Source organism: Sulfurovum sp., assembly GCA_026990595.1.
In the GTDB taxonomy this organism is placed as follows: Bacteria; Campylobacterota; Campylobacteria; order Campylobacterales; family Sulfurovaceae; genus Sulfurovum.
In genome coordinates, this window is sequence record JALXCZ010000042.1 from 1 (window position 1) to 3,929 (window position 3,929).

At 37.8% G+C, this 3,929-nt stretch carries 2 protein-coding genes, 1 tRNA gene, 1 other RNA gene and 1 pseudogene; 2 read left to right on the top strand and 3 right to left on the bottom strand.

From position 1 onward, the window contains the following. Positions 1-77, bottom strand: a pseudogene (locus MVE01_RS08160) (30S ribosomal protein S10); the annotation flags it as partial. A 183-nt stretch (positions 78-260) separates the two neighbouring features. On the opposite strand from MVE01_RS08160, the gene MVE01_RS08165 reads away from it, so the two are divergent. Next, positions 261-1,349 carry an ATP-binding protein gene (locus MVE01_RS08165; RefSeq protein ID WP_472561692.1) on the top strand — a complete coding sequence of 363 codons (1,089 nt, stop codon included), beginning with the start codon at positions 261-263 and terminating at the stop codon, positions 1,347-1,349. Here the strand turns inward: MVE01_RS08165 and MVE01_RS08170 are convergent. Next, the gene (locus MVE01_RS08170; protein ID WP_472561693.1) at positions 1,346-3,490 is read right to left on the bottom strand and encodes a transporter substrate-binding domain-containing diguanylate cyclase; all 2,145 of its coding nucleotides are present in this window, start codon (positions 3,488-3,490) and stop codon (positions 1,346-1,348) included. The genes MVE01_RS08165 and MVE01_RS08170 overlap by 4 nt on opposite strands. A 139-nt stretch (positions 3,491-3,629) precedes the next feature. After that, an RNA gene (gene ffs, locus MVE01_RS08175) (signal recognition particle sRNA small type) lies at positions 3,630-3,727 on the bottom strand. A 103-nt stretch (positions 3,728-3,830) separates the two neighbouring features. On the opposite strand from ffs, the gene MVE01_RS08180 reads away from it, so the two are divergent. Beyond that, positions 3,831-3,918 (top strand) — tRNA-Ser (locus tag MVE01_RS08180). The last annotated feature ends 11 nt before the right edge of the window (positions 3,919-3,929 follow it).

Genomic DNA, 3,929 nt, shown 5'->3' on the forward strand with positions numbered 1-3,929 from the left:
GCATCTACTATAGCAGCAACTGATCTGTCTAACACTCTGTGATCGTAAGCTTTAAGCTTTAATCTAATTTTTTCCATATTTACCCTTTAAAGAACTCGTTAGCAAGGCAAAGCCAAGGTGCCTAAAACACAGGGGATTAACCCTCTAACATAAATTTAGGAACGCGAATTATACCCAAACTTTTTGAAAGGTGCAATACTTTTTAGTCTAAAAACGTTACAATACAGAAAAATATTTCCTTTTAATAAGGAAGGATAAATATGAATTTACTTGAATATTATCAAAATCAGCGCCCAGTGAACGATCTTTATGTTATAAGGAAAACACAACTTCCCCTTAAAGGTGATCTCAATCTTTATGGTGTACGAGGCAGCGGAAAGACATCCATAATACTGGACTTGCTTTCCCATGAGGAAGAAGATAAAATCCTTTACATAGATATGGAAGATCCAAATCTCATTTTTAACTCCATAGAAACCAGTACATTGCAGCAGTTCATAGACAGGAACCGTATTACTCTGCTTGTACTTGACCATTATAGAGAAGAGATGCTTCCTCTGTTCCCCAATGTCGAGAAGCTCATCGTGGTCACACGTATCGCTCTCGTTGACAAAGTCTTTACCCCTGTTGAGCTGTTCCCTTTAGATTATGAAGAGTTTCTTGCTTTTGAAAGCAGCAGTTCACAAAATAGGGGATTTAATCATTTCCTTCGTTCAGGGACACTTCCTCTGCTTGCACGTTCGCCAAAAAACAGTAGCCGAGTCATGAAAACATTTTTTCAAAGTGCATTTGACAACCAGGAACAAAAACTGCTTCTTATCCTTGCACAACACCATACAAAACACTTAACAACTCACCAGATCTACACCTTTGCCAAAGAGAAATTCAAAGTATCCAAAGATTGGCTCTACAGAACCATAAAACTGTTTACTGAAGAGAAAATCATACTTTTTATTGATGACAAATACCAAAAATCCGGGAAGAAGATGCTTATTTTTGATTTTGCTTTCGCCAAATACCTTACTATAGGACAACCTTTTATCATACAGTTCGATACCATGATAGCCCTAGCACTTATGAAACACCATATCAATGTCCAAACACTTGGGATCCATGGATATGTGACCGATCATAACGAACTCATTATCCCTGCACCTTTTGAGAGCGAAGAGAGCCTCTGGGTCAAGTCTCAGAATAAATTCTCACTCTATAAAAAATATGGTATTGAAAAAGTAACTATTGTCACGGTAGCGAACCACTATGAATACAGCATCGAGAAATTACATTTTGAAGCATTGCCGTTTGATGAATGGAGTGTCATTAATGATGAGAGCAGAGAAGCAAGCTAAGTCATTTCCTGTTTTTCTTTAGCATTTCCTCTTTCCCTCTCATAAAGAACAACGGTGTTCCTCCCCATCATTTTTGCTTTGTAGAGTGCTTCATCTGCATTCATGTAAAGGCTTTTCGTATCACTATCATCCTCTGACATTGATACACCTATAGAGAGGGTAATGCATTTATACGGACTCCGCGCATGCACAATATCCAAGGATTCCATTTCAGCGCGTAACTTTTCAGCCAACAGCAATGCATCGTCCTTATTGTAATCATACAGGATTATACCGAATTCTTCACCCCCGATACGGTATGCACCACGATGCCAGGAGGTATAACTATTAAGTTGCTCCCCTATTTTTTCCAAGGTATCATCCCCCTGCATATGTCCATAGAAATCATTGTATTTTTTAAAATAATCCACATCGATGAAAAGCAGTCCGGAGATCTTTTTTTCATCATTATTTCGCTCAAAAGCCTGGGTAAATGCCCGTTTGTTATAGAGTCCTGTAAGATCATCTGTCTTTGAAAGATGTTCTATCTTCACATTCATGCGCTGCACTGCTTCATGTTTTCTCCTGATCGCATAGGCATAATAGCCTGTAGAAAGCAACAATAAACCTAACAATGAAGCAACAGAATAGGTCAACTTGTAATCCACTTTCTCTATGTAGTTCAAACGCCGAGTCCATTTGGAAAGTATCTTTTCTTTGGTATCGGTATTCAGGGAGATCAAGGATTTCCTGATAATATTTTTAAGAATAGGTTTCGCTTTCAGTACACCTGTATCTACATAAATACTTTCATCCGTCTTTCCTACAATATCAAGTGCTTCATATTGTTTCTCTACAAGAAAATTAATGGCTTTGGAAAGAGAGAGTAGAGCAGCATCAATCTCTCCACTTTTGATGGCATCCAGCAATGCCGGTACAGTTTGCATTTTTGTGAAATCATAAGATACATATTTGGAACATATCCTGTCTGTATACTCCTGAGAGGAAAGCAGTCCTATTTTTTTAGTCCGTATATCATAAAGATTTGTGATAAAACGTACTTTTTTATTCATTACGATGACCATAGGACCAAAATCCTGTGCATCCAAAAAATCATATTTTTGACGAAGCTTTGTTTTTGTTGCTTTGTCTATCGACCCAAAAATAACATCACTGTATCGGCCGTTTTCGGGATGAAGTATTTTTTCCCAACTATTGGCAGGTTGTATCTTCAGTTTGCTTCCCATATTGGAGACAATAACACGAAGATAATCTCCCATGATCCCATGATAATGGTAAACACCGCTATCCAAAAGTGTAGGTAGCCATTGGGGATCACCGGTAAGGCTGATACTGTTTTTCTTCAGCCATGCCTCTTCTTCTTTGGTATATTGACTATGTACCTTTAGTTTTTTGGTATAAAAAGCATTCTCCACTGTCGGCAGCCATATTTTTTCGATCTGTGCAAGTTTTTTCAGTCTCATATTTTTCAGTCCTGCATTGATCTGTTTGAGCAAAGGTCTGTTTTTTGCATTGCATATCGCATAAATATCATTATAAAAATGTAATCTTTTATCTTTTATCTGCTTAAATTGGTTCATCTGTCCGGTTTTAATAAAATAATAGACAACGGATTCAACATCATCAACCAATGCATCTATTTTGCCTTTTTTCAATGCTTCTACCAAAGGCTGATAATCATCGTAGGTGATCACTTCTATACTGTTTCCCGTTGCCTTCTTGACAAGATCTCCATAATATGAATCTATTATTCCTACACGTTTATGCCGTAACGATCGGATATTGGATATTTTGGAGTTACGAAGCGTAAAAAGTGAAGTCTCTATCTCATATATCTTATCTGAAGCGTACATCCAGTCTCTACCTTTGGTCGTTCCGCAGTGAAAATCAACTTCTCCTTTTTGGGTTGCTTCCAAAGTCCCTTCCCATTTATAGAATTTATACGAGACCACGTAGTGATTCACTTTAGCCCAATAGTTCCAAAAATCCACCAGTAATCCACTGGGGTTATCGTCAATATCTTTTTGTGTAAAGGGGATGTATTCGGGGTCAATAGCAATCGTAAAATGTGTCTTTTCTGCTTCTGCCAATTGTGTAGAAAGTAGTAAAAAAAGTATATATATTATGTATTTTCTAATCACAGATCATTACGTTGTCTCCTACTTTTCTCTTCAGAAATAATTATATCAGATCAATCTTATCTTAAAAAGACTTAAGCATGAAGTGTATTTATTTATTCAAAAACAGGGTTTATGTTTGCTGATTTACAAGAAGGAAAGACCTCCTTCAGATCCCTGCGGCACATGACGAACAGGGGTGGGCTGCTATGTTCCCATCCTGACCCGTTGTCCCTGTAAGCCATTGCACAGGTCTAAAAGAGGCAGGAGAATCATAACAAAAAAGAGCTTATATGCCATTAAATTTAGTCAATTTTAAACACGATTGGCTATAATTCTTTCCTATCTTCTTCAGATAGATGTTAGAGAGGTGGCCGAGTGGTCGAAGGCGCACGACTGGAACTCGTGTATGGGGCAACTCATCGAGGGTTCGAATCCCTTCCTCTCTGCCAGTTAAATTTCA